The sequence below is a fragment of the Streptomyces sp. MK7 genome (assembly GCF_032658145.1).
In the GTDB taxonomy this organism is placed as follows: domain Bacteria; phylum Actinomycetota; class Actinomycetes; order Streptomycetales; family Streptomycetaceae; genus Streptomyces; species Streptomyces spiralis.
In genome coordinates this window covers 1-4460 of the sequence record NZ_JAVACL010000105.1, presented here as the reverse complement: position 1 = coordinate 4460, position 4460 = coordinate 1, and the positions used below count along the sequence as shown (strand labels likewise).

Below are 4460 nucleotides of genomic sequence, written 5' to 3'. Positions count from 1 at the left end.
AACGTCCTGCCACACCATGCATGTGAAGGTAAGACAAGCCGACAGGTGACGGTCGAGCCGCAGGTAAGAACGGGTAGCACGGCCGACGCCAGTAGGGCGATTCGGCACCGGTGTTTTCTGGCAGAGAGCGGCTCGACCCACCCGTCACCGACGCCGAGGCCTTTCCGAACCAGAGGATGGATGAGTCTCATGGCGCTCTTTGCGAAGCGGATCATGCCTGAGGAGGCGGTCGCAGGTCCTGCCGCCGGGGTCGGCCGTGCAGCCCTGGCTGCGGTGCTCGTGGCGCCTGAACACTCGCGTCTGTCCGATACCGCCTGCGCTGGTCCTGCTCGCGTCGATCCTCGTCTTGAGGCTTGCCTCGTCCAGCGTGCCGACGCGGCTGTACGCGTTGTACCGAGCCCAGTGCCGGTTCTCACCCATCCCGACCACCGCGGTATTCGGGAGCCATGCGGTGTCGACGCAGCCGGCCCTGCTGATGCCGGGCGAGCTGTCGGGCTACGCGGGGGCCGTCGTCCCGCGCTCTTGGTGTCCCTCGCCGCGCGGGCTGACCGTGCGGCGGTGACGCCCGGCATGAAGAGTGCCTCATGACCTCCTTGCCCGGTCACCGTGTCTCCGGCCTGAGGCGGATTGTGATGAATCGGATGCGCCGGCTCACCGCATGGTTGCGCCGCCGGGATCCGGTCCTGGCGGCCACGCGGCGCGCGGTCAGGGCCACGGTGGCGCTGCCTCTCCTGTTCGCGTTGTGCACCCAGGTCTTCCATGCGCCGGTCGCCGCTACCTTCGCTGCGTTCGGTGCGTTCTCGATGCTTCTGCTGGTCGAGTTCACCGGTCCCCTGGCCCAGCGGATGCGGGCGCATGTGGCACTCGCTGTTGCGTGGGTGGTGCTGGTTTCGCTGGGTACCCTCGCGGCCCGGTCAGTCTGGAGCGCGGCGGTGGCGACGGTGTTGGTGGGCTTCGTCGTGCTCTTCTCGGGCGTGGTCAGCTCGGTTCTGGCCGGCGCCGCGACGTCGCTGCTGCTTGCGTTCATCCTGCCGGTGGCGACCCCCGCGCCGCTGGGGCAGTTGCCCGAACAACTGATGGGCGTGGTGCTTGCGGCGGGGGCGTCCATGCTCGCAGTCTGGCTGCTATGGCCGAGGCCGCAGGGCGACCCGCTCAGTGGGCCGGCGGCGCGGGTCTGCCGGGCGGCGGCGGCCCAACTGCGTGCCGAAGCGGACTACTTCGCGGGTCGGTCCCGCGCAACGGCGTTCCGTAAGTGCCGTGCTTGCGCTGCGGAGACCGAGTCGAGTGCACAAGAGCTGCGGCAGGCCTTCACCGCCACCCCTTACCGGCCCACAGGTCTGTCGACCGAGTCTCGGGCTCTGGTCCGCCTGGTCGATGAGCTGACCTGGCTGAGTACGCTCCTGGCGGAGGCCGCTCCCGTAGTGGAGGACGGCCCATTGGGCACCTCGGGGTCGTCGGAGGTACGCAAGGCTGCTGCGGAAGTTCTGGATCTGTCGGCGCAGTTGCTCGATGACCCAGACGACTCACCGGAGCGGCTGCTGGCCAAAGCGGCGGAGCTTCGGAAGGCCTTGACTGCGCTGGAGGATGAGGCCGTCAGCCGCATGCCGACGCCACGCGCCGGGGACGCCGGCGAGCCTGACCTCGACACCTTCATCGACAGCCTTGACGTGTCGTTCCGGGCTCAGGGGGTGGCCTTCGTCGTCCTGCAGATCGCGCAGAACGTCAGCACCGCCCGCGCTGCTCACCAGCGCAGTTGGCGGGATCGCCTGCTCGGCCGTGTAACAGGGGCGCCCGACGGGCCGCTGACCAGCGCAGCGGAGCGTGCGGCCGCGCATGTGGCACCGCACTCGGTGTGGCTGCACAACAGCATTCGCGGTGCCATCGGCCTGGGTATCGCGGTCGTGCTGGCCGACGTGACCGGTGTCGAGCACGCCTTCTGGGTCATGCTCGGCACCCTGTCAGTTCTGCGTTCCAACGCGCTCAACACCGGGCAGAACGCTTTTCGTGCCCTTGGCGGGACCTTGGTCGGTTCGGTCGTGGGCGTCGCTGTTCTTCAGCTCATCGGACACAACACGACTCTGTTGTGGATCTTGCTGCCGCTCGCGGTGATGTTCTCAGGTGTCGTTCCGGCGGTGATCTCGTTCGCTGCCGGGCAGGCGGCCTTCACTCTCACAATAGTGATCTTGTACAACATCGCACAGCCTGCCGGCCTTTCGGTGATCCTGTTCCGCATCGAGGACATCGCGCTCGGCTGTGCCGTGAGCTTGGTCGTTGGCTTGTTCTTCTGGCCACGGGGCGCCTCCGCGGCGGTCAGCAAGGCGCTGGCGGGGGCGTACGCCGACAGTGCGCGATATCTGCTCGCCGCGGTGGACTATGCGGTCTCGTGCTGTGCCCTCGGGCCCGCGGCCATCCAGGTTCCGCAGGAGGGCCGGCAGGCGGCGGCCGCGGCACGCCGGCTGGACGATGCCTTCCGGACGTACTTGGCCGAACGCGGGGCCAAGTCTGTTCCTCTGTGCGAGATGACGACCCTGGTCGCTGGTGTTGTCGGGCTCCGGTTGGCCGGAGACGCGGTCCTGGAACTGTGGCGGCGGTCCGCAGACAGAGCATCGCTCGACGACCGTGCCGCCGCGCAGAAGGAACTGATCATCATGGCGGAGCGGATCCTGCGGTGGTACCAGAGTCTGGCGGCCGGCCTGGAGAACGACGAAGGGCCGGTGCCCGAGCCGCTGAACTCCGACCCGAAAAACAACTCCCGGCTGGTCGAGGCGGTTCGCCGTGACCTGCACGATGCGGACGGACAGGCGACGGGGACCGGCGTGCGCATCATCTGGACCAGTAACCATTTGGAAGCGGCCCGCCGCCTTCAGGTGCCGATCGCAGCAGCGGCCGGCGACGCCGTCACTCGGGTTACCGTGTTCGGATCGGCTTGAGATCCATGGTGGTGCGCCGACTGTTCATGCCCCTGGCTTCAGGACTGCCACTGGTCGTATGCATCTCCGCACCAAAACCCACAACAGCCAAGGTCTGAAGGCATAGTTGCCGACCTTCAAACGAGGCACGACCCCGAAAACAGCGCTCATCCGGCAAGTCGATGCCTCACCAGCGTCGCCCTGCTCGCCGGGACGGAGGAAGCATTCCTCGCGTACCCAGATGCCGACATCATCAGCTTCCTGAGGCTGTCCGTAGAAAGATGACGTCACGATCCTCGCCGTCGCCCCCCAGCACCGACGACACCACATGGGCACCGCCCACAGACCACTCGCCTGCCTCGTACCGGATCTGCTCGCGAAACCGCCACCGCTCCACTGTCAACCCACCACTCTGACAACAGCCCGAAGAGCTCGGTCATGGCTCAACGGTGGGCCGCGACATGAGACCGGGAAGCAGTCGTGGGGGCAGCGAGCGGCAATCGCTCGACTCGCGTCCCGCCACGGCGCGGATCGCCGAGTTCATCGCGATCTTCTACGACATTCAGATCCTCTGGGAGCGCGACGCGGGCGTCCTGGCCAAACTCCTCATCCGCACGCCGAGGACGGCGGTGGCGGCGGGCCGCGCATTCACGACCAGGCTGCTCGGGATGGTGCTGGTGCTGGACTCCGCATTCTCCTGCTGTCTGTCGATCACCATCGCGGGGATCGTACGGCCCGGGACCGTTTGATGGGCATCGGCCAGGCCCTCACGATGCCCCTGTTCTTTGAGTCCACCGCCCTGTGCCCGCTCAGCGTGATGCCGGCTGGCTGAGGGCTGCCAGCTGCATGAGACCACTGTCATACGAGGTCGACGCCCTGCGTGGCCGCTTGACCGGGTCTCCTGCACACCTTCTGACAGACGTGACAGTCCTGGTGGTCGCCGCCGTGGTGACGACCGCCGTCACTCGGCCGGCCGGCGCGCTGAGCGGCAACATATGGGCGCGCTTGGAGATCGTTTCCCCGAGTTCCCGCGACCTGCAGCGCCAACGGTTTGGGTGCGGCGGGTCGGGCACCGGTGTCCACGACCGTGGCCGGCGGCACTGTGGCATGACCGGGGCCCGATGTCCTGGTCGACGACGGTCCCGCCGCCGGCGGCATATCCGGGTGCAGCACCTGGAAGGCGAGGTGCTTGCCGCGGCCGTCCTGCTGAGCGGATCGGCGCGTCCACACTTGTCTGGGACGAGCGCTACGGCCGGCGTACCGCAGTCAGCCGGCGCCACCCGATCGGGAAGGGGACCGGCGCCCGCCAGAGGGCGGCACTCTTGAGTGTGTCGGCCGTACAAGCCTCCTGTTGCCTCGAACCAGGCCCCCGGTCTGTTCTCCTGTGTCGTCTGAAAGCCCCGCCCGGAGCAACCGAAGAGTTTGCTCTCCGGGCGGGGCGTCTGGGGAGGGAAGGAGGATCCACGGTCCTAGCTTGACTCTGTCGGGGATCTTGGTGTCGGTGGAGTCGACTGCCCAGGGTTCGCCAGGACTTCGGGCGAGGGATCTCGT

General features: G+C 67.6%; 1 protein-coding gene and 1 pseudogene. Both read left to right on the top strand.

Features of this window, described 5'->3' with window-relative positions:
• The first annotated feature begins 584 nt into the window (after positions 1 to 584).
• The gene (locus tag R2S09_RS39895) at positions 585 to 2930 is read left to right on the top strand and encodes an FUSC family protein (RefSeq protein WP_316746166.1); all 2346 of its coding nucleotides are present in this window, start codon (positions 585 to 587) and stop codon (positions 2928 to 2930) included.
• Positions 2931 to 3433: 503 nt separating this feature from the next.
• Positions 3434 to 3896, top strand: a pseudogene (locus tag R2S09_RS39890) (ABC transporter permease); the annotation flags it as partial.
• Positions 3897 to 4460 lie beyond the last annotated feature (564 nt).